Raw genomic sequence first — 19,918 nt, 5'->3', positions numbered from 1 at the left:
GGCAGCCTAGGGGTCAAGTCACCCTATTGTCACGGAAGTTATTAGATTACGGGTGCGGGCTATAGACCCAATTGGGCCTTGGCCTGCGGATAGTTCTCGAAAATCTGGGGCAACGGGTTGGCCCCGACGTGGTCGAGGGCGGCGATGGAGGCGGCGACGGCGACGACGTGGCCGAGCGGGCCGTCCTTCTCGATGACGAGGACGAACTCGTTCTCGGACGTGGGGAGCCGCTTCGGGAGGGTGATGAGTCCGAGTTTGTCCAGCTCTTTGCCGATGTCCCCGCAGAGTTCGGGGCTCAGCCGGGTGCGCGTGGGCGCGGCGTGCTTCTTGACGAAGGCCATCGACAGCCGCTTGATGCCGCCGTCCGCTTCCACCGCGTGCTTGATAATCATCAAGTCCATAACTCAGCACATTACTGAGTTGGTTGTGGAGTTGTGAAGGCCCCGCCCGCTGTGTGCGGACGGGGCCTCCGGGCTCAACTCGCCCTGCTACTGCGGGGATCAGCCTTCGAGGAACGCCAGCAGGGCGTTCGCGAGGAGGAACGGGTCGTCGGAGCCGCAGAGTTCGCGGGCCGAGTGCATCGACAGGATCGCCACGCCGATGTCCACCGTCTGGATCCCGTGGCGGGCGGCCGTGATCGGGCCGATCGTCGTGCCGCACGCCATGGAGTTGTTGGAGACGAACGTCTGCCACGGCACCCCGGCCCGCTCGCAGGCCGCGGCGAACACCGCGCGGCCGCTGCCGTCGGTGGCGTAGCGCTGGTTGACGTTGACCTTGAGGATGGGGCCGCCGTTGGCGCGCGGGTGGTGCGAGGGGTCGTGCCGCTCGGCGTAGTTGGGGTGGACCGCGTGGCCGGTGTCCGAGGAGAGGCAGATGGTGCCGGCGAAGGCACGGGCCTTGTCCTCGTACGTGCCGCCGCGCGAGAAGACTGAACGTTCCAGCACGTTGCCCAGCAGGGGGCCGTCGGCGCCGGTGTCCGACTGGGAGCCGTTCTCCTCGTGGTCGAAGGCCGCCAGCACGGGGATGTGGTCCAGGCCCTCGGAGGCGGAGACCGCGGCGAGGGCCGCGACCCCGGCGTGCACCGACAGCAGGTTGTCCATGCGCGGACCGGCGAGCAGTTCGAGGTCGCGGCCCAGGTAGGCGGGCGGCTCGATGGAGTGGACCATCAGGTCCCAGCCGGCCACCGAGCCCTGCGGCAGGCCCTCTTCCTCCTCCAGGAAGGCGATCAGGTCGCCCTCGCGGGCCTCGCCGAGGCCCCAGATCGGCTGCATGTGCCGCTGCTTGTCGAGCTTGAGGCCCTCCGTGTTGACCGACCGGTCGAGGTGCACGGCGAGCTGGGGCACGCGCAGCAGGGCGCGGTCCACGTTCACCAGGCGCTCGGTGCCGTCGCGCAGGGTGAGCCGCCCCGCGAGGCCCAGGTCGCGGTCCAGCCAGGTGTTGAGCAGGGTCCCGCCGTAGATTTCCACCGCGACCTGGCGCCAGCCCTGCGAGCCCGTGTCCGGTACGGGCTTGACCCGCAGGTTGGGGGAGTCGGTGTGGGCGCCGATGATCCGGAAGGGGGTGTGCGCGGCCGCGCCCTCGGGCACGTACCAGGCGATGAGCGCGCCCCCGCGCAGGACGAACCTGCCACCCGTCCCCGAGTCCCAGGCGTCCGATTCCGACAACTGCCTGAAGCCCGCCTTCTCCAGCCGCTCCGCCGCGTTCGCCACGGCGTGGTACGGCGACGGACTGGCCGTCAGGTAGGTCATCAGATCGTCGGTGTGGCCGCGGTCGAAGCGGGCGGGAGAGCTCATGTGGTTCACCTTAACGACGGTCGTGTTCGTCTTGGCCGGACAGCGGCGGATGGCCGGAGGGTCGGGGACGCGGGAGGTCTGCCCCGCGGTCCCTTCGTGCTCAGCCCGGCGGACGCTCGAATCTGCGCTGCAGTTGTCTGCGCTCGCCCCGGCGGATGCGGGGGAGCATCTCGGGGGTCTGCGGCGGGCGCTGCGCGCGTCTCTTGCGTCCGGCGCAGAAGATACAGGCCTCGCCCGGCGGGGCATCGGGGTCGATCGGCGCGCCGGGGTGCTCGGAGCATCCCGACGCGTTGCGCGGACGCGACAGCTCCCGGGCCACGATGAAGGCCCGGTGGAGGTCGTCCGCGATGCGCACGAAGTCCTGGTCGGCGGAGCCGAGCGTGAGGTGGAAGCGCTGCTCGTCGATCACGCGCAGGTAGTGGCGCAGGACGTCGAGGGTGTACGGGGGCTCGGGGACGGGGTACCCGAGGCGTCGCTGCTCGCCCGCGGGGGCGGGTCCGGCGGCCCGGCCGCCCTGGAGGCGCCGGCCGAGGCGGCGGCGGTCGTTGCAGATGAGGCAGCGGCCCCAGCCCTCCGGTGCCTCGGGGTCGAGGGCGCCGTTGGGGTGCTCGGGGCAGCCGGTGTAGCTCTTGGCGGGGGCCAGGCCCGCCGCCGTCTGGAAGGCGACGTACAGGGCGTCGGCCACGGGCTCGTACTCGGCGGGGTGGGCGCCGTCGTAGAGGTCCTTGATCCGGTCGCCGAGCGCGCCCACGTTGGCCTGGAGCTCCTTCAGGGCGTACGGGCGCCCCGTGGGGACCGAGTACCCCCTGCTGCCGTGCTGCTCCTGTGGACTCATGTCTACGAGCGTGCCACGAACCACCGACAACGGCCGAAACGGCCCGACGGCAGTGGCCGGACCCCCGACAGGGAGGGTCCGGCCACTGTGCGTACGTACGCCGCTGGGGACGTCCGGCGAGGCGGGCGCGCTTCCTTAGAAGGCGGCCTCGTCGAGGTCCATCAGGGAGTTGTCGACGGCCTCGGCCAGCGCGCGCTGGACGGAGACGCCGGGCAGGACCTGGCCGGCGAAGAACTTCGCGGCGGCGATCTTGCCGGTGTAGAAGGCGGCGTCCTTGGCGGAGGCGCCCTCCAGCTTCCCGGCGGCCACGGCCGCGCCCTTGAGCAGCAGGTAGCCGACGACGACGTCGCCGGAGGCCATCAGCAGGCGGGTGGTGTTCTGGCCGACCTTGTAGATGTTCTTGACGTCCTCGCCGGTGGCGGTGAGGTCGACGATCATCTGGCCGACGATGGCCTCCAGGTCCACGGCGGCCTTGGCGAGGGCGTCGCGGGCGGGGGCGAGGTCCTCGCCGCCGGGGCCCTCGGCGAGGAACTTCTTGATCGTCTCGGAGAGGATGTTCAGCGAGGCGCCCTGGTCGCGGACGATCTTCCGGAAGAAGAAGTCCTGGCCCTGGATGGCCGTGGTGCCCTCGTAGAGGGTGTCGATCTTGGCGTCGCGGATGTACTGCTCGATCGGGTACTCCTGCAGGTAGCCGGAGCCGCCGAAGGTCTGCAGGGACTGGGCGAGCTGCTCGTAGGACTTCTCCGAGCCGTAGCCCTTGACGATCGGCAGGAGCAGGTCGTTGAGGCCGATCTCGGCGGAGGCGTCCTCACCGGCGGCCTGCTTGAGGGCGATCTCGTCCTGGACGGAGGCCGTGTAGAGCACGAGGGCGCGCATGCCCTCGGCGTAGGCCTTCTGCGTCATGAGCGAGCGGCGCACGTCGGGGTGGTGCGTGATGGTGACCTTGGGCGCGGACTTGTCCATGAAGTTCGCGAGGTCCGGGCCCTGCACGCGCTCCTTGGCGTACTCCAGGGCGTTCAGGTAGCCCGTCGAGAGCGTCGCGATGGCCTTCGTGCCGACCATCATGCGGGCGAACTCGATGATCATGAACATCTGGCGGATGCCGTCGTGCTTGTCGCCGATCAGCCAGCCCTTGGCGGGGTGCTGGTCGCCGAAGGTCATCTCGCACGTGTTGGAGGCCTTGAGGCCCATCTTGTGCTCGACGTTGGTGGCGTAGACGCCGTTGCGCTCGCCCAGCTCGCCGGTCTCCCAGTCGAAGTGGAACTTCGGGACGAGGAACAGCGACAGGCCCTTGGTGCCCGGGCCGTGGCCCTCGGGGCGGGCGAGGACGTAGTGGAGGATGTTCTCCTCCATGTCGTGCTCACCGGAGGTGATGAAGCGCTTCACGCCCTCGATGTGCCAGGAGCCGTCCTCCTGCTGGACCGCCTTGGTGCGGCCGGCGCCCACGTCCGAGCCGGCGTCCGGCTCGGTGAGGACCATGGTGGAGCCCCAGCGCTTCTCGACGGCGATCTGCGCGATGCGCTTCTGGGCCTCGTTGCCCTCCTCGTGGAGGACGCCGGCGAAGGCCGGGCCGGAGGAGTACATCCAGATGGCCGGGTTCGAGCCGAGGAGGAGCTCCGCGTACGCCCAGATCAGGGAGCGGGGCGAGGTGGTGCCGCCGATCTCCTCGGGCAGGCCCAGGCGCCAGTACTCCGAGTCCATGAAGGCCTCGTAGGACTTCTTGAAGGAGGCCGGGACCGGAGCGGTGTTGGTGGCCGGGTCGAAGACCGGCGGGTTGCGGTCGGCGTCCGCGAAGGACTCCGCGAGCTCGTTCTCCGCGAGGCGGGCGATCTCGGACAGGATGCTCTTGGCGGTCTCGGTGTCCATCTCGCCGAACGGGCCGGTGCCGTACAGCTTGTCGCGGCCGAGCACCTCGAAGAGGTTGAACTCGATGTCGCGGAGATTCGACTTGTAGTGCCCCATGGCGACGGCTCCGTTAAGGCTCGGGGAGACAGGTTCCTCGTACATACCAATCGGTAACGTCATGATGCTACCCACCAGTAATAAGACGCAACCCTTCACCGACCACTGTGACCAGCGTCAAGTGGGAATCCCTGGAGGGTGCCTGGGGGCGGGGCCCGCTCGGTAGGCTTCGGTCCATGTACGGCTACGACCAGAACGTGAGCGCGGGGCAGCAGCAGTACGCCGCCCCGCAGCAGATGGCAGGCGGGTACGGCGAGCAGCCGCTCTACCCCGAACCCTCGCCGCCGTCGCTCGCCGACGCGGTGCGGGCCTTCACCACCGGGTCGCTCTCCGCCGAGGACTTCCAGCAGATCTTCGCGACGTCGAAGGTCTACTGCCCGCGCGGCGACACCCCGGGGTTCCTGGCCCTGCACAACACGCAGCAGCCGGTCATCCCGATGTTCAGCACGCTCAAGGAGCTCCGCCGGTACGCCGGCAAGGAGTCCAAGTACTTCGTGATCACCGGCGCCGAGGTGATCGACCTGCTGCCGACCGGGTACGGCTTCGTCCTCGACATGGAGGGCGACCACCGGATGGTGTTCGACGCGAAGGCCGTCGAGCAGATGGTCGACTTCGCGATGCGCCGCATGTATGGCTGACCTGTCGTAGTGGTGCCGGCGCCGGGGGTGGGTGTTGCTGAGGGTGCACTTCACGGCCGAGGACCTGTTCAACGTCACCTTCGCCGCCGAACCGCTGCCGCTGCTGGAGCTCGCCATGGCCATGGTGGCCTGGCAGCGCACCGACGAGCCGGCCGTCTTCGGGCCGTGGCGCCGCCGCGTCTGCCGTGAGCTGCCCGGCCGGGCCCGCCCGCTGGTCGACCTGCTGCGCCCGGACGGGCAGAACCCGCAGTTCGTCGAGCCGTACGCGGCCACCCTGGAGGAGGGGCTGGCCGCCGTCCGCGAGGCCGGCGCGCGGCTCACCGGTGACCAGCTGGCCGGCGCCGCCGCCCGCGCCCCCGCCGGTGGGACCTCCTGGCTGCGCGCGCTGTGGGAGCAGGACCGCGAGGCCTGGGATCGGCTGGGCGGGGCGATCGGCTCCGCGTACGAGGTGGTCGTGGCCCCGTACTGGCCGCACATCCGGCAGTCCTTCCGGGCCGACGTGGCCTGGCGCACCCGGCTCCTGGCCGCCCACGGCATCAAGGCCTGCCTGGCCGGGATCCACCCGGCGGCCCGCTGGTCGGGCACGGTCCTGGAGATCGACGGCCCGCCCGGCTACGAGGTGCACCTCGGGGGCCGCGGACTGCTGCTGATGCCGTCGCCGTTCTGGACGGGCCGCCCGCTGCTCGCGGACGGCCCCGACGGGCCCGCCGGCCGGCCCCTGCTCATGTACCCGGCGATGACGCCGCTGCCGCTGGTGGAGGCGGGCCCGCCGGGAGGTCCGTCGGGGGCGGCGCTGGAAGCGCTGCTGGGGCGGACCCGGGCGGCGGTGCTCCGGCTGCTGGTCCAGCAGCGGACCACGAGCGAGCTGGCCCGGGACCTGGACGTCAGTCTCCCGTCGGTCTCGGAGCACACCCGCACCCTGCGCGCGGCCGGGCTGATCACCACCGAGCGGGACGGGAAGGCGGTGCTCCACTCGGCGACCGGCCTGGGGGTGGAACTGCTGCGGAGCGGCGGCTGAGAGCCGGTGGAGGCCCGGTCGGGGCCCGCTCAAGTCTTCGGCCACCGCCGAAAGGATCGCCGGAGCGGCCGGCCCTCGCGCACCATCGGGAGCGGCGGGGGACCCACGGGGGAGTCCCCCGCCCCGTCCACCGCCGGCGACTACCGCGGTCGGGCGGCCGTCCGGCGCAGGCGCCACAGGGCGATGCCCGCGGCCGCGACCGCCAGGGCCGTCAGACCGTACGCGTACAGCAGGGTGGGGTCGGGGCGGTAGGCCAGGGAGAGCCGGATCCCGGCGAAGGCCGGGACGCCGATCAGGGCCCAGCGGCCGTCGTAGTCGACCCCGTGCGTCGCCCACTGGAGCAGCAGGCCGGCGAGGAACGTCAGCGCCGCCCACGCGCCGAGGTAGGGCCAGGGCGAACCGGGCAGGGGCTCCATCGGCAGGCCGGAGGCCGCCCAGCGGTACACGGCGTACCCGAGGCCGCCCATCAGCGCCGCCATGGCCAGTGCCATCGCCGGCACGCGCAGCCACACGGGCGGGCTCCACTGCCGGGCGGTGTCGGTGCCGGTGCCGGTGTCGCCGTCGTTCTCCGGCTCGCGGTCGCGGCCGGTTCGGGGTGAGCTGGTCTCCATGACCCGGTAGACCGCGCCGGGCGGCCCGTGGTTGTCAGGTACGGGGAAAAACTGCGACCCGGGGTGGAAAACGGCCGAAACCGCCCCCTCGGTCGCCGTCGCGGCGACCGGGAATGCCCCGTGCGGGTGAGCTGTTCCGTGGGGTGTGGCAGAAAGTTCGAGTTTCAACTAAACTCGACGCAGAAGGAGGTCCTGACCATGCCCGCAGTGACTGTTGAGAACCCGTTGACGCTTCCGCGCGTGGCCGCACCGGCCGGCGCCGCTGCCCGCCCCGTGCTGGCCGTGACCGACGCCCCGAGCGGCTTCGAAGGCGAAGGCTTCCCCGTGCGCAGGGCATTCGCGGGGATCAACTACCAGTACCTCGACCCGTTCATCATGATGGACCAGATGGGCGAGGTGGAGTACGCGCCGGGCGAGCCGAAGGGCACCCCCTGGCACCCCCACCGCGGCTTCGAGACCGTCACCTACATCATCGACGGGACCTTCGACCACCAGGACTCCAACGGCGGCGGCGGCACCATCACCAACGGCGACACCCAGTGGATGACCGCCGGTTCCGGCCTCCTGCACATCGAGGCCCCGCCGGAGCACCTCGTCGTCAGCGGCGGGCTCTTCCACGGCCTCCAGCTGTGGGTGAACCTCCCCGCCAAGGACAAGATGATGGCGCCGCGCTACCAGGACATCCGCGGCGGCTCCGTCCAGCTGCTGACGTCGCCCGACGGCGGCGCCCTGATCCGCGTCATCGCCGGCGAGCTGGACGGCCACCAGGGGCCCGGCATCACGCACACCCCGATCACGATGATCCACGCGACGGTCGCGGCGGGCGCCGAGGTCACGCTGCCGTGGCGGGAGGACTTCAACGGCCTCGCGTACGTGCTCGCCGGCCGCGGCTCGGTGGGTGCCGAGCGGCGCCCGATCCACCTCGGCCAGACGGCCGTGTTCGGCTCCGGTTCCTCGCTCACCGTCCGCGCGGACGAGAAGCAGGACGCGCACACCCCGGACCTGGAGGTCGTCCTGCTCGGCGGCCGGCCGATCCGCGAGCCGATGGCCCACTACGGCCCGTTCGTGATGAACACCCGCGAGGAGCTCCAGCAGGCCTTCGAGGACTTCCAGAAGGGCCGCCTGGGCACGGTCCCGGCCGTGCACGGGATGTCCGAGGGCGGCCTGTAGGCCGGTGCTACCGGGGGTCGGCGCGCGGTCCCGCGTACCGGCCCCGGAGCTCCGAGACGATGCCGAAGGCCGCCGCCGTCAGGGGGACGGCGAGGAGCATGCCGAGGACGCCGGCGACGCTCGCGCCGGCCGTGATCGCCAGCATCACCACCGCCGGGTGCATCTGCACCGTGCGGCTCTGCACCAGCGGCTGCAGCACGTACCCCTCGATCATCTGGACCGCCAGGACCACGCCCAGCGCCCACAGGCCGATCACCCAGCCGCGGTCGGCGAGGGCCACCAGGACCGCCACGGCGCCCGAGATGAAGGCGCCGAGGTAGGGGATGTAGGCGGTCACGAACACCAGGGCCGCCAGCCCCAGCGCACCCGGCACCTTCAGCACCAGCAGGCCGGCTCCGATCAGGACGGCGTCCACCAGGGCCACGAAGGTGGTCCCGCGCATGAACCCCTCCACGGCCTCGAAGGCCCGCCGGGCCATCGCCTCCGTCAGGTCGGCGGAGCCGGCCGGGACGAGGGACCGCAGGGTGCCCACGGCCCGGTGGGAGTCGCGGAGGAAGAAGAAGATCAGGACCAGTGCCAGCAGGGCCGTCGCGATCATCGTGCCGACCACGCTGAGCCCGGCCACCACGCCCGACGCCGCCGTGCCGCCGAACTTCGCGAGCAGCTCCTTGGAGTTCGCGGCGAGGTCCTCCAGGGAGGTGCCGGCCGCCCCGAAGTGCTCCGCCAGGGTCTTGCCGGCCCGGACGAGCGAGTCGACGATCTGGTCGCCCGTCTCCACCAGCGCCAGGGCCACGACGTACGTGGCCCCGCCGACGACGGCGACCACCGCCAGGCAGGTCAGCGCCGCGGCCAGGGAGTGGCTGACCCCCGTCCGCACCAGGCGCCGGTGCAGCGGACCGAGCAGGGCCGTGCCGAGGACCGCGAGCAGGACCGGCGTGACGGCGGTCTGGAAGACCACGCACAGCCAGATCCCGACGGCGGCGACCCCCGTGACCAGCAGGGCGACCGCGCACCAGGCGCCCAGCCGCCGCACGGGTTCGGGCAGCAGGGGGGTCTGCATCGCCGTGACCACCTTCCTTCGCCATCCGGAGGGCTTCCGGGGAGTGCTCCCGGGGTCCTACGCGCCCGGCGGTACCTCGTACGGGGGCTCGTACCCGGTCCCGGTCTCGTCGCCGGGCTTGGAGCGCTCGTACAGCTCGAACCAGATCGACTTGCCCGCGCCCCTGGGGTCCACGCCCCAGGTGTCGGCGAGCATCTCCATCAGCAGGACCCCGCGGCCGCTGGAGGCCATCTCGCCGGGGTGCCGCTTGTGCGGCAGCTCGTCGCTGCCGTCGGCGACCTCCACGCGCAGCCGCCGGGTGCCGAGCTCGCCGGCCGCCTCCGCCACCAGCAGCGCGTCCCCGTCGGTGTGCACCAGCACGTTGGTCACCATCTCGGAGACCATCAGCTCAGCCGAGTCCACCTGCTCCGGGTCCGCCCAGTCGTGCAGCAGCTCCCGGATCTGCCGGCGGGCCCCCGCGATCCGCTCCGGCTCGGCCTGCGCCACGGTCAGCACCGTGCGCCGGGCCGGCCGGGCCGGGTGCTGCGGGCCGGTCCCGCACCCGCAGCCGGCGCCCTCGCGGCAGAGCAGCACCACGGCTATGTCGTCCTCGCGGCGGTCGGCGAGCGGGCCGGTGGTGTGGTGCGAGGAGGGCCCGTGCACGGCCTGGACCAGCAGGTCGGCGAGGCGCTCCAGGTGGCCCGCGGTGAGGTCCGCGCCGGGCCCGTAGGTCTCGGCGTCGGCCTCCAGGATGGCCCGCAGTCGGGCCCAGCCGGTGTCGAGGTCGTGCCCGCCGGTCTCGATCAGTCCGTCGGTGCACAGCATCATCGTCTCGCCGGGCTCCAGGGTGAACCGGGTCGTCGGGTAGTCGGTGTCGGGGACGATCCCGAGCGGCAGGCCGCCCGCCGTCGGCCGCATCATGACGGTGCCGTCCGTCATCCGGACCACCGGGTCGGGGTGCCCCGCGCGGGCCACCTCCAGGGTGCCGGTCGCCGGGTCGCACTCCGCGTACAGGCAGGTCGCGAAGCGGGGGCTGAGGTAGTCGGACTCGCCGCCGGGGCCGCGTTCGCCCGCCTCCGCCCCGGCCTCCTCCTCCTGGGAGGAGCAGAGCCCGGCCAGGAAGCGGGAGGCCCGGGAGAGCACGGCGTCGGGCCGGTGGCCCTCGGAGGCGTACGCCCGTACGGCGATCCGCAGCTGGCCCATCAGGCCGGCGGCCCGTACGTCGTGTCCCTGGACGTCGCCGATGACCAGCGCGAACCGTCCCGAGGGCAGCGGGATCATGTCGTACCAGTCGCCGCCGACCTGGAGGCCGCCGCCGGTGGGGACGTAGCGCGCGGCGATGGTCATGCCGGGGATCTCGGGGCCGAGCTGCGGCATCATCGACCGCTGGAGCCCGGTGGTCAGCTCGCGCTCGGACTCGGCGACGCCGGCCCGCTGGAGGGCCTGGGCCAGCATCCGGGCCACGGTCGTCAGCACGGAGCGCTCGTCGGGGGAGAAGGTCACCGGCTGCTTGAAGGCGGCCATCCAGGCCCCCATGGTCCGCCCGGCGACGATCAGCGGCAGGAAGGCCCAGGAGACCCGGCCGAAGGGCTCCGCCAGCGGCCAGGTGACGGGGAAGCGCCGCTCGTAGTCCTCCGGGGTCGGCAGGTAGATGGCCCGGCCGGTGCGGACCACCTCCGCGGCCGGGTAGGCGGTGTCCAGCACCATGTCCGTGAAGGGGGCCTCGTCGCCGGGGGCGTGCCCGTGGTGGCCGATGACCGACAGCTGGTCGCCCGCCACGCCGAAGACCGCCAGCCCGTCGGGGCTGAAGCCCGGCATGGACAGCGAGGCCGCCACCCGCAGCACCTCGGCCGTGGACCGGGCCTCCGCGAGCGCCCGGCCCGCGTCGAGCAGGAAGGCCTCGCGGGAGCGGCGCCAGTCGCCGGTGATCGGGGTGTGGACGGCCGTGGTGCCGGGCTGCGGCTCGGCGATCTCCTGGATGGTGCCGATCAGCTCGTAGTCGACGCGGCCGTCGGCCGTCCGGTTCTCCACGGGTTTGGAGCGGCTGCGCACGGTGCGCAGCACGCGCCCGTCCTCGTCCATGATCCGCAGCCGGGCCTCGGCGAGGGTGCCCTCGGCGACGGCGAGGGTGACGATGCCGTTGATCTCGTTCCAGTCGACCGGGTGGAAGCGCGAGCGCACCGCCACCTCGGGCAGGACGACGGGCTCGGCGGGCAGGCCGAGCAGCCGGGCGGCCTCGCCGTCGAGGGCGACCGTCCCGGAGGCGTTGTCCCATCGCCACAGGCCGGTCGCGATGGCGGCCAGGACGTCCTCGGTGCGCACCCGGTCATCTTTACAGGTCGGACGGGCGGGCTGCCTGTTCAGGCGGCTGCCCGGGCGCGCCCGCGCGGTGCCCCGCCCGGACGGTAACCTTGGGACGGTTGAATCCACCCTGGTATCGCGTAGAACTGGATGACTGATGCATCGGTACAGGTCCCACACGTGCGGCGAGCTCCGTGCCTCTGACGTCGGCACCGACGTCCGGCTGAGCGGCTGGCTGCACAATCGTCGAGACCTGGGCGGCATCCTCTTCATCGATCTGCGCGACCACTACGGCATCACGCAGCTCGTCGCCCGCCCCGGCACCGCCGCGGCCGCCGTCCTGGACAAGCTGTCCAAGGAGACGGTCGTCCGCGTCGACGGCAAGGTCGTCTCCCGCGGCGCCGAGAACGTGAACCCCGACCTGCCGACCGGTGAGGTCGAGATCGAGGCCGCCGAGGTCGAGGTGCTCGGCGCGGCCGCCCCGCTGCCCTTCACGATCAACACCGACGACGGTGTGAACGAGGAGCGCCGCCTGGAGTACCGCTTCCTCGACCTGCGCCGCGAGCGCATGCACCGCAACATCATGCTGCGCTCGGCGGTCATCGCCTCCATCCGCTCGAAGATGGTGGCCCTCGGCTTCAACGAGATGGCGACCCCGATCCTCACCGCGACCTCCCCCGAGGGCGCCCGTGACTTCGTCGTCCCGTCCCGCCTGAACCCGGGCAAGTTCTACGCCCTGCCGCAGGCCCCGCAGCAGTTCAAGCAGCTGCTGATGATCTCCGGCTTCGACCGGTACTTCCAGATCGCGCCCTGCTTCCGTGACGAGGACGCCCGCGCGGACCGCTCGCCGGGCGAGTTCTACCAGCTCGACGTGGAGATGTCGTTCGTCGAGCAGGAGGACGTCTTCCAGCCGATCGAGCGCCTGATGACCGAGCTCTTCACCGAGTTCGGCAACGGCCGCGAGGTCACCTCGCCGTTCCCGCGGATCCCGTTCCGCGAGTCGATGCTGAAGTACGGCAACGACAAGCCCGACCTGCGCGCCAAGCTGGAGCTCGTCGACATCACCGACGTGTTCGAGGGCTCGGAGTTCAAGGCGTTCGCCGGCAAGCACGTGCGCGCGCTGGCCGTCCCGGACACCGCCGCGCAGCCGCGCAAGTTCTTCGACGGCCTCGGCGAGTACGCGATCTCGCTGGGCGCCAAGGGCCTGGCGTGGGTCCGCGTCGGCGAGGACGGTGCGCTGACCGGCCCGATCGCCAAGTTCCTCACCGAGGAGAACGTCAAGGTCCTCACCGAGCGCCTGGGCCTGGCGGCCGGGCACGCGGTGTTCTTCGGCGCGGGCGAGTTCGACGAGGTCTCCAAGATCATGGGCCCGGTCCGGGTCGAGGCCGCCAAGCGCGCGGGCCAGTTCGAGGAGAACGTCTTCCGCTTCTGCTGGATCGTCGACTTCCCGATGTACGAGAAGGACGAGGAGACCGGCAAGATCGACTTCTCCCACAACCCCTTCTCGATGCCGCAGGGCGGCATGAAGGACCTGGAGGAGAAGGACCCGCTCGACATCCTGGCCTGGCAGTACGACATCGTCTGCAACGGCATCGAGCTGTCCTCCGGCGCCATCCGCAACCACGAGCCCGAGGTCATGCTGAAGGCCTTCGAGATCGCCGGTTACGAGGCCGAGACCGTCGAGCGCGAGTTCGCGGGCATGCTGCGCGCGTTCCGCCTCGGCGCCCCGCCGCACGGTGGCATCGCCCCGGGCGTGGACCGCATCGTGATGCTGCTGGCCGACGAGCCGAACATCCGCGAGACCATCGCCTTCCCGCTCAACGGCAACGCCCAGGACCTGATGATGGGCGCGCCGACGGTGCTGGAGGAGTCCCGCCTGCGCGAGCTGAACATCGCCCTGCGCAAGCCGGTCGAGACGAAGGCCGCCGACGCCAAGCCGGTCGCGGAGGCCGTCCACCCGGACGCCGCGCGGTAACACTGCCGCTCCCGTAGCGGGAAGGGCCCGGGATCCTCACGGATCCCGGGCCCTTCGTGTGTCCGCCGCCGGCCGTCAGAACCGGTCGAGGACGCCCTTGAGGAGGGCGGCGGAGGTCAGCTCCGCGGGGGCCGGGCCGGCGTGGAAGAAGCCGGAGTTCTCGGCGTCCAGCTTGCGCAGGAAGTCGAAGGCCTTGGCGTCGTGGTCGCCGAACGCGACGAACTGCCAGTGGACGCCGGGGGCGGTGGCGGCGGCGTCCGCGAGGGCCTGGCGGGCGGGGCGGACGTTGTCGGGGGCGCCGTCCGTCTGGAAGACGACCAGGGCCGGGCCCTCGCCTCCGTCCTTCTGGTAGCGCTCGACGACCGCCTCGACGGCGACGTGGTAGCTGGTGCGGCCCATCCGGCCGAGCTCGGCGTGGCGGGCCTCGACCCAGGTCGCGTCGTGCGCGTCGAGGGTCAGCTCGGCGGTGCCGTCGAGTTCGGTGGAGAAGAACACCGTGTGGACGGTGGCCTCCTCGTCCAGGTGCGCGGCCAGGGCGAGGGCGTGGTCGGCGAGGTGCTGGGCGCTGCCGTCCTTGTAGAAGCCGCGCATGGAGCCGGACCGGTCCAGTACGAGGTACACCTTCGCGCGGGCCCCGGCCTTGCCCTTGGACCGCAGCACCTGCCCGGCGGCCTTGTACGCCCCGGCGACCCCGGCGGCCCGCCGGCGTACGGCCGCGGCGGCGACGGCGGGCCCGTCCGCCTGCGGCGACGCCTCGGGGGTCCCGGGGGCCGCACCCTCGGGCTCCGCGTCGGCCGCGGCGGCGACCGGCTCGACCTCGGGCTCCGCGTCGGCCGCGGCGGCGACCGGCTCGACCTCGGGCTCCGCGTCGACCGCGGCGGCGACCGGCTCGGGCTCCGCCTGCGCGGCGGGCTCGGGGTCGGCCTGGGGCTCCGCCTGGGCGGCGGGTTCGGCGTCGGCCTCGGGCTCCGCCTCCGGTTCGGCCTGGGCCTGCGGTGCGGTGTCTTCGGCGGCTGCGGGAGCCGCCTCGGCCTCCGGCTGCGGCTCGGCCTGCGCGGCGGCGGGCTCGTCGGTGGCCGCAGGGGCCGCCTCGGCCTCGGGCTCGGCCTCTGCGGCGGCCTCGGGCTCGGCGTGCGCCTGCGGCGCGGCCTGCTCGGCGGGGGTCTCGGGCTCCGGCTCGGCCTGGGCCTCCGGGGCGGCCTCCGGCTCGGCCTGGGGCTCCGCCTCGGCGGCGGGCTCCGCCTGCGGTGCGGCATCGGCGGAAGCTGCGGGAGCCTCCCCGGCCTCCGGCTGCGGCGCGGCCTGCTCGGCGGGGGCCTCGGGCTCCGGCTCGGCCTGGGCCTCCGGGGCGGCCTCCGGCTCGGCGGCGGCGGTGGCGGGCTCTGCCTGGGCGGTGGGCTCGGCCTGCGCCTGTGCCTGCGGCTCGGCCTCGGCGGCTGCGGGAGCCGCCTCGGCGGGGGCCTCCGCTTCCGGCTCGGCAGCGGCCTGCTCGGCCTGGGGCTCCGCCTCGGCCGTGGCGGGTTCCGCCTGCGGTGCGGCCTCTTCGGAGGGGGCGGCAGCGGCGGGCACGGCCGCCCGGGGCTCGGCCTCGTCCGACGGCCCGGGGGTCCCGGCCCCGGTCTCGCTGGTCGGCTGGGCCGGCACCGCGGCGGGGGCCGCGGGGTCACCCGGGCCCTCCGGAACCGTCGGGGACAACGGGCGGCGGGCTTCCGGCACCGTGGGGTCCGCCGTCGGCGCCGGGGCGGCGGTGAGCACCGCGGCCGGCTCGCGGTCGCGCGGCGCGGACTGCGGCGGGACCGTCGGGTTGTCGAAGGACGCCGCCACCAGTTCGGCGGCCGCGTCCAGGGGGGTCCGTTCGGCCTGGCTCGGGAGGGCCGCCGAAGGGGCGTCCGACGTCTCGGGGACCGGCTCCGCAGTCCGTCCGAACACCTTGCGCAACAAGCTCCGAATACCCATGGGCCAGGCCTTTCGCATGAGTGCGTGCGTCATTTGTCCGTGCTGCGCGGTTGATCCCTGCCCAGAGTGGACACGTAAGGTTATCGGCCCCTTGGCTGGAACTTCGGCAGGGGCGCCTTTCGTGGCGCCCGGCCTTCCACACAACCGGACCCCTTGCGCGAACTGCCCCTCCGCCGTGCCGGGTTCATCCACCGTTCATCCCCCCGCCGCCGCATCGGCGCAACCCGCGCCTACCGTCACGGCTGAATTCGTACCGACACGTCGTCGGCGCCGTGCACTCACCGGAGGACACCCTCGTGCGCAAGCTCCTGCCGTTCATCGGCAACCCGCATGGCAGCGGCCGTTCCGCTCTCACCTGCCGCTACCGCTGTGGTAACGCGTGCTTCCACGAGGTGCCCAACACCAGCGACAACGAGTACGTCGGCGACGTCATAGCCGGCGTCTACTCCCGCCGCTCGATGCTCCGCTCCGCCGCCGTCGTCACGGTCGCCACCGCCGCCGGCACCGCCGTCACCCTCGGTGCGGGCGGCGGCCAGACCGCCAGCGCCGCCCCCGTGTCCGACGCCGAGGCCAAGCGCGCGGGCGAGGCCGCCCGCGGCCTGCGCTTCAAGCCCGTCGCCCCGAACACCGACGACAAGGTCACCATCCCCGAGGGCCACGAGCAGAACGTGGTCATCCGCTGGGGCGACCCGATCCTCAAGGGCGCCCCGGGCTTCAACGCGGACAAGCAGACCGCCGCCGCCCAGGCCGGCCAGTTCGGCTACAACAACGACTTCCTCAGCCTGCTCCCGCTCGGCGGCAACTACGAGCGCCAGCAGCTGCTCGTGGCCAACCACGAGTACACGGACGAGAACCTCATGTTCAAGGGCTACGACCCGGCGAACCCGACCCGCGAGCAGGTCGAGATCGCCTGGGCCGCCCACGGCCTGTCCGTGGTCGTCGTCCAGGAGGACCACCGCAGCGGCAAGCTGACGGCAGTCAACCGCCACCAGCTCAACCGCCGCCTGACCGCGACCAGCGAGTTCCGCCTGACCGGTCCGGCCGCGGGCAGCGCCCTGCTGAAGACCTCCGTCGACGCCACCGGCACCAAGGTGCTCGGCACCCTCAACAACTGCGCGGGCGGCACCACCCCGTGGGGCACCACCCTCCACGGCGAGGAGAACTTCAACCAGTACTTCGCCAACGCCGGCCAGGTCACCGAGCCCACCCAGGCCGCCCGCCTGAAGCGCTACGGCGTGACCACTGGTGCCTCCGAGCGCAAGTGGGAGCGGTTCGACAAGCGCTTCGACGTCGCGCAGGAGCCCAACGAGTCCCACCGCTTCGGCTGGGTCGTCGAGCTCGACCCGTACGACCCGAACTCCGTCCCGCGCAAGCGCACCGCCCTCGGCCGCTTCAAGCACGAGGCCGCGCAGCCCCGCGTCACCGAGGACGGCCGTCCGGTCGTCTACATGGGCGACGACGAGCGCTTCGACTACTTCTACAAGTTCGTCTCCTCGAAGCGGATGATGAAGGGCAATTCGCGCGCGGCGAAGGAGCACAACCTGACGCTGCTCGACGAGGGCACCCTCTACGTCGCCAAGCTCACCGGCGACTCCCCGGCCGCCTCGATCGACGGCTCCGGCAAGCTCCCCTCCGACGGCGAGTTCGACGGCTCCGGCGTCTGGATCAAGCTGGCCACGGCCTCCCCCTCCGGCAACGTCTCGCACGTCGAGGGCATGACCGCCGAGGAGGTGTTCGTCTTCACCCGCCAGGCCGGTGACAGGGTCGGCGCCACCAAGATGGACCGCCCCGAGGACGTCGAGCCGTCGCCGCGCACCGGCCGCGTCTACATCGCGCTGACGAACAACACCGACCGCGGCAAGCCCGGCAAGGCCGGCGCGGACGAGGCCAACCCGCGCAACCTGAACAAGCACGGCCAGATCCTGGAGCTCGCCGAGAACTTCGACGACCCGGCGGGCGACGGCTTCGCCTGGCGGCTCTTCCTGGTCGCCGGTGACCCGAACGACCCGGCCACCTACTTCGCGGGCTTCCCGAAGGACAAGGTCAGCCCGATCTCCTGCCCGGACAACGTGGCCTTCGACCCGCACGGCAACCTGTGGATCTCCACCGACGGCAACCAGCTCGGCTCGCACGACGGCCTGTTCGGCGTCGCGACGTTCGGCGAGCGCCGCGGTGAGCTGAAGCAGTTCCTCACCGTTCCGCGCGGCGCCGAGACCTGCGGTCCGCTGGTCCAGGACAAGCGCGTCCTCGTCTCGGTGCAGCACCCGGGCGAGATCGACGGCGCTTCGGTGGAGAAGCCGCAGTCGGTGTGGCCCGACGGTCCGGGCAAGATCGTCCGCCCGGCGGTGGTGTCCGTGTGGCGCAAGGACGGCAAGAACATCGGCGTCTGATCCGGTCAGTCCTGCTCCGGCAGCCGGCCCACCGGCAGCCGGAGCGTGGTCAGCGCACCCCCGTCCGGGGCGTTGGCGAAGCCCAGCCCGATCTCCAGCACCGCCGCCTGGCCGGCCGCGATCGTCAGGCCCAGCCCGTGGCCGCGGCCCCGGCCGGGGTCCCCGGTGCGGAACCGCTTCGGGCCCTGCTCGACGAGCTCGGCCGGATAGCCGGGGCCGTGGTCGCGGATCACCACCACCGGGCCCTCCACCGTCACCTCGACCGGGGGACGCCCGTGCTTGTGGGCGTTGACCAGCAGGTTGGCCAGGATCCGGTCCAGCCGGCGGTGGTCGGTGAGCACCACCGCGTCGCGCACAATCCGCACCTCGGCGGACAGCCCGGTCCCGGCGACGGCCCGCTGGACGGCCCGGCCCAGTTCCACCTGGGCCAGGTCGGCCCGCTCCACCCCGGAGTCCAGCCGGGAGATCTCCAGCAGGTCCTCGGTGAGCAGGTGCAGGGCCTTCAGCCGGTCGTTGATCATCTCTTTGGGCCGGCCCTCGGGCAGAAGCGAGGCGGCCGCCAGCGAACCGGTCAGCGGGGTGCGCAGCTCGTGCGCGACGTCGGCCGTGAACCGCTTCTCCGCCTCCAGCCGCTCCTGGAGCGAGGCGGCCATCGAGTCCAGGGCCTGCGCGACGTCCCGTACCTCGTCGTGGTAGCGGTGCGCACCCGGCCCGGTGTCGGCGGGGAACGCCACCCGGGCGTCGAGGTCCCCGGCGCTGATCCGGCGGGCGACGGCGGCGGTGGTCGTGAGCCGCCGGCTGATCCGGTTGGCCAGGAACACGCCGGCCAGGGCCACCACGCCGGCCGCGATCACCGAGGAGACCAGGATCGCGGTGTCGATGTCGCGGAGCCGGTGGCGGGTGTGCGCGTACGGGACCCACACCGCCAGCGCCCTGCGGTCGGCGGGTCCGGCGGCCCACATGACGGGCTCGCCGTCGTGGGTGCCGACCATGCTGCCGGTCCGCCCGCGGGCGACGAGCTCGCGCAGCGGGCGGGGCAGGCCGGGCGGGTCCAGGGCGACGTTCACGTCCCCGTGCGAGGTGCCGTACTCGTAGTGGCCGAGGGCGTGGTCGAGGTCCCGTGCGACCTCCTTGCGGACCTCGCCGACGACCTGCCGCGAGACCACGTTGTGCACCAGGACCCCCAGGGCGGCGGCCACCGTGCAGCACACCAGGGTGGTGGTGAGGGCGATCTTCCAGCGCAGGCTGCTCAGCGGGCGCATCGGGCCCGTCCCTCGCTCAGGGGGACGTCCGTGATGGCCGGGCAGTCGTCGAGGGTGAGCTGGTTCAGGCTCATGCTGCGGGTCGCGGGGTCCCACACGTAGTCGGACACCGAGATGGAGGCGGGGTTCGAGGTCGGCTCGCGGACCGCCAGGTGCTCGGCGGCCACCTCCACCCCCTCCAGCACCCCGCGCCGGGCCAGGATCCGGGCGATCCGGCCGTCGTCCCGGACGGTGTACACGCGCAGCTCGCTGACCCGGCCGTCCAGGTCGAGGGCGGTGATCAGCTCGTCCTTGCCGTCCCCGGTCAGGTCGTGCAGGACGCCGGGCCGGACGGGGCAGTACGGGCCGCCGTCCACGGCCTGGGTGCAGAGCGCGATCCGCCGGGCGGCCCGGGGGTCGATCAGCCGGCCGCTGCCCTTGTCCTCGGCGAGGGCGGCGGCGACGTCGGCCCGTACGACGGCCAGTGCGTCCGCCCCGCGCATGCCGGGGCCCTCCGGTGCGGGCAGCCCGGGCACCACGGCGGCCGTCCCGGGCTGCTGCCCGGGGCCCGGGGGGTCGGGGCGGTACTCCTTCCACAGGGTCTTGGGGGCGTGGACGGTGCCGAGGTCGCCGGAGCTGCGCAGCCCCTCCACGTCGGCGCAGCCCGCCGTGGCCGCCAGGAGGGCGGCGAGGGCCAGCGCGTGGGGGCTCCGCATGTACCGATGCTCCCCCGCCCCCGGCCTCCCGTCCCGACCACTGCTCCGTCCGGGGGCGCTGCCCGTGCCGGAGCGCGGGTGCGGGGTGGGCTCCCGCTGCGCGGGGCGGGATCCCCTACCCACCCTTCGCCCGTTCCCCGGGCTGCGCCCGGACCCCTTGCGGGGGCTCCGCCCCCGCACCCCCGCGCCTCAAACGCCGGCGGGGCTGGAATTCGCTGCGCGAATCCAGCCCGCGCGGCGTTTGAGCGCACCGGGCGCGGAGCGTCCGGTACC

Annotated in this window: 15 protein-coding genes; 5 read left to right on the top strand and 10 right to left on the bottom strand. The window is 72.8% G+C overall.

Translation table 11 applies throughout. From position 1 onward, the window contains the following. Nucleotides 1–59 precede the first annotated feature (59 nt). The 4 genes from ACIPW5_RS35585 to ACIPW5_RS35570 all read right to left on the bottom strand — a co-directional run bounded on the left by ACIPW5_RS35585 (nucleotide 60) and on the right by ACIPW5_RS35570 (nucleotide 4,590). Nucleotides 60–401 (bottom strand): hypothetical protein, encoded by a 342-nt coding sequence (locus tag ACIPW5_RS35585; protein ID WP_401254255.1) that lies wholly within the window; start codon nucleotides 399–401, stop codon nucleotides 60–62. Between the two features lie 99 nt (nucleotides 402–500). Next, nucleotides 501–1,793, bottom strand: a complete 1,293-nt coding sequence (locus tag ACIPW5_RS35580; protein ID WP_401254253.1) for a M18 family aminopeptidase — start codon at nucleotides 1,791–1,793, stop codon at nucleotides 501–503. A gap of 100 nt (nucleotides 1,794–1,893) precedes the next feature. Further along, a complete protein-coding gene (locus ACIPW5_RS35575; protein ID WP_401254250.1) occupies nucleotides 1,894–2,628 on the bottom strand; it encodes a hypothetical protein in 735 nt (244 codons plus the stop codon). A gap of 135 nt (nucleotides 2,629–2,763) precedes the next feature. Continuing rightward, nucleotides 2,764–4,590 (bottom strand): acyl-CoA dehydrogenase, encoded by a 1,827-nt coding sequence (locus ACIPW5_RS35570; protein ID WP_401254366.1) that lies wholly within the window; start codon nucleotides 4,588–4,590, stop codon nucleotides 2,764–2,766. A 176-nt stretch (nucleotides 4,591–4,766) separates the two neighbouring features. Between ACIPW5_RS35570 and ACIPW5_RS35565 the strand changes: the two genes are divergently transcribed. After that, complete coding sequence (locus ACIPW5_RS35565; RefSeq protein WP_401254247.1) at nucleotides 4,767–5,228, top strand: SseB family protein; 462 nt, start codon at nucleotides 4,767–4,769, stop codon at nucleotides 5,226–5,228. A gap of 43 nt (nucleotides 5,229–5,271) precedes the next feature. Continuing rightward, a complete protein-coding gene (locus tag ACIPW5_RS35560) occupies nucleotides 5,272–6,246 on the top strand; it encodes an ArsR/SmtB family transcription factor (protein WP_401254363.1) in 975 nt (324 codons plus the stop codon). 140 nt (nucleotides 6,247–6,386) lie between these two features. On the opposite strand, the gene ACIPW5_RS35555 is transcribed toward ACIPW5_RS35560, so the two are convergent. Then, nucleotides 6,387–6,857 (bottom strand): hypothetical protein, encoded by a 471-nt coding sequence (locus ACIPW5_RS35555; RefSeq protein ID WP_401254244.1) that lies wholly within the window; start codon nucleotides 6,855–6,857, stop codon nucleotides 6,387–6,389. A gap of 198 nt (nucleotides 6,858–7,055) precedes the next feature. Between ACIPW5_RS35555 and ACIPW5_RS35550 the strand changes: the two genes are divergently transcribed. Continuing rightward, entirely contained in the window at nucleotides 7,056–8,027 is a 972-nt protein-coding gene (locus tag ACIPW5_RS35550; RefSeq protein WP_401254241.1) for a pirin family protein, read from the top strand. A gap of 7 nt (nucleotides 8,028–8,034) precedes the next feature. Here the strand turns inward: ACIPW5_RS35550 and ACIPW5_RS35545 are convergent, their stop codons facing one another. Together ACIPW5_RS35545 and ACIPW5_RS35540 are read right to left on the bottom strand one after the other, a co-directional pair. Continuing rightward, entirely contained in the window at nucleotides 8,035–9,087 is a 1,053-nt protein-coding gene (locus ACIPW5_RS35545) for an AI-2E family transporter (RefSeq protein ID WP_401254238.1), read from the bottom strand. Nucleotides 9,088–9,144: 57 nt separating this feature from the next. Continuing rightward, nucleotides 9,145–11,388, bottom strand: a complete 2,244-nt coding sequence (locus tag ACIPW5_RS35540; RefSeq protein ID WP_401254235.1) for a SpoIIE family protein phosphatase — start codon at nucleotides 11,386–11,388, stop codon at nucleotides 9,145–9,147. A 136-nt stretch (nucleotides 11,389–11,524) separates the two neighbouring features. Between ACIPW5_RS35540 and aspS the strand changes: the two genes are divergently transcribed. Beyond that, nucleotides 11,525–13,342, top strand: coding sequence for an aspartate--tRNA ligase (gene aspS, locus ACIPW5_RS35535; protein WP_401254233.1), 1,818 nt, complete (start codon nucleotides 11,525–11,527; stop codon nucleotides 13,340–13,342). A 75-nt stretch (nucleotides 13,343–13,417) separates the two neighbouring features. Here the strand turns inward: aspS and ACIPW5_RS35530 are convergent, their stop codons facing one another. After that, nucleotides 13,418–15,298 carry a VWA domain-containing protein gene (locus tag ACIPW5_RS35530; protein ID WP_401254230.1) on the bottom strand — a complete coding sequence of 627 codons (1,881 nt, stop codon included), beginning with the start codon at nucleotides 15,296–15,298 and terminating at the stop codon, nucleotides 13,418–13,420. Nucleotides 15,299–15,594: 296 nt separating this feature from the next. Here ACIPW5_RS35530 and ACIPW5_RS35525 point away from each other — a divergent pair, with 296 nt between their 5' ends. After that, on the top strand, nucleotides 15,595–17,688 hold the full coding sequence (locus tag ACIPW5_RS35525) for a PhoX family protein (protein WP_401254227.1): 2,094 nt from the start codon (nucleotides 15,595–15,597) through the stop codon (nucleotides 17,686–17,688). A gap of 5 nt (nucleotides 17,689–17,693) precedes the next feature. Here the strand turns inward: ACIPW5_RS35525 and ACIPW5_RS35520 are convergent, their stop codons facing one another. Further along, nucleotides 17,694–18,950: an ATP-binding protein gene (locus ACIPW5_RS35520; protein ID WP_401254224.1), complete on the bottom strand. Its 1,257-nt coding sequence runs from the start codon at nucleotides 18,948–18,950 to the stop codon at nucleotides 17,694–17,696. Further along, nucleotides 18,938–19,645 (bottom strand): hypothetical protein, encoded by a 708-nt coding sequence (locus tag ACIPW5_RS35515; RefSeq protein WP_401254222.1) that lies wholly within the window; start codon nucleotides 19,643–19,645, stop codon nucleotides 18,938–18,940. Before ACIPW5_RS35515 ends, ACIPW5_RS35520 begins: the two co-directional genes overlap by 13 nt. Between the last annotated feature and the right edge of the window lie 273 nt (nucleotides 19,646–19,918).

The organism is Streptomyces sp. NPDC090077, from assembly GCF_044747545.1.
Taxonomy (GTDB): domain Bacteria; phylum Actinomycetota; class Actinomycetes; order Streptomycetales; family Streptomycetaceae; genus Streptomyces.
Note: the sequence above shows the minus strand (reverse complement) of the source record. Positions and strands in the feature narration are given on the sequence as shown.

Excerpts from the sequence above, each read along its gene's own strand:
- ACIPW5_RS35585 (WP_401254255.1), bottom strand. The coding sequence starts at position 401 with ATGGACTTGATGATTATCAAGCACGCGGTGGAAGCGGACGGCGGCATC.
- ACIPW5_RS35580 (WP_401254253.1), bottom strand. The coding sequence starts at position 1,793 with ATGAGCTCTCCCGCCCGCTTCGACCGCGGCCACACCGACGATCTGATG.
- ACIPW5_RS35575 (WP_401254250.1), bottom strand. The coding sequence starts at position 2,628 with ATGAGTCCACAGGAGCAGCACGGCAGCAGGGGGTACTCGGTCCCCACG.
- ACIPW5_RS35570 (WP_401254366.1), bottom strand. The coding sequence starts at position 4,590 with ATGGGGCACTACAAGTCGAATCTCCGCGACATCGAGTTCAACCTCTTC.
- ACIPW5_RS35565 (WP_401254247.1), top strand. The coding sequence starts at position 4,767 with ATGTACGGCTACGACCAGAACGTGAGCGCGGGGCAGCAGCAGTACGCC.
- ACIPW5_RS35555 (WP_401254244.1), bottom strand. The coding sequence starts at position 6,857 with ATGGAGACCAGCTCACCCCGAACCGGCCGCGACCGCGAGCCGGAGAAC.
- ACIPW5_RS35550 (WP_401254241.1), top strand. The coding sequence starts at position 7,056 with ATGCCCGCAGTGACTGTTGAGAACCCGTTGACGCTTCCGCGCGTGGCC.
- ACIPW5_RS35545 (WP_401254238.1), bottom strand. The coding sequence starts at position 9,087 with ATGCAGACCCCCCTGCTGCCCGAACCCGTGCGGCGGCTGGGCGCCTGG.
- aspS (WP_401254233.1), top strand. The coding sequence starts at position 11,525 with ATGCATCGGTACAGGTCCCACACGTGCGGCGAGCTCCGTGCCTCTGAC.
- ACIPW5_RS35530 (WP_401254230.1), bottom strand. The coding sequence starts at position 15,298 with ATGGGTATTCGGAGCTTGTTGCGCAAGGTGTTCGGACGGACTGCGGAG.
- ACIPW5_RS35520 (WP_401254224.1), bottom strand. The coding sequence starts at position 18,950 with ATGCGCCCGCTGAGCAGCCTGCGCTGGAAGATCGCCCTCACCACCACC.
- ACIPW5_RS35515 (WP_401254222.1), bottom strand. The coding sequence starts at position 19,645 with ATGCGGAGCCCCCACGCGCTGGCCCTCGCCGCCCTCCTGGCGGCCACG.